Raw genomic sequence first — 442 nt, 5'->3', positions numbered from 1 at the left:
CCCCCGCCGCTGATCCACGGAGAACCCTCTGCCCACCACCGCCCCCCGCCGCCGCGCCCAGTCCGTGCACCGGCTCCACGCGGCAGCCGACACCATCGAGTACCTCAAGCACCAACTCCCGCGCGCCTACCGCGCAGAAGGGCTGCCGGGCCTTGAGGAACTGGCCGAGCACACCCGGGCTATCCGCGACGGCCAGGACGACCTGCTGAACGTCACCGCCGCCCTGCACCACCCTCACGCCCAGAGCGCCGACCGGGCTGTCGTCCGATCCCTGACCTCGGCGACCGCCCAGCTGGGCGAGGCGCTCGGCGCACTCGGCCGGGCCACCGCCATGGCCGGCCGCCTCTACGAGGTCGACGGCATCGGCGGCCCCCGCGCCGAGGAGGTCCGCGAGCGCGGCTCCCAGCAGCTCAATCTCGCGCTCTCGCGCACCCGCCTCGCC

At 75.1% G+C, this 442-nt stretch carries 1 protein-coding gene; it reads left to right on the top strand.

Going from position 1 to position 442, the window contains the following annotated elements:
• Positions 1 to 64: 64 nt before the first annotated feature.
• Positions 65 to 442: hypothetical protein (locus BI06_RS50605; protein ID WP_158516418.1), on the top strand; the 378-nt coding region annotated here is incomplete at its 3' end.

Origin of the sequence: Kitasatospora sp. MBT66, from assembly GCF_000710405.2 — a bacterium.
GTDB classification, from domain to species: Bacteria; Actinomycetota; Actinomycetes; order Streptomycetales; family Streptomycetaceae; genus Kitasatospora; species Kitasatospora purpeofusca.
Note: the sequence above shows the minus strand (reverse complement) of the source record. Positions and strands in the feature narration are given on the sequence as shown.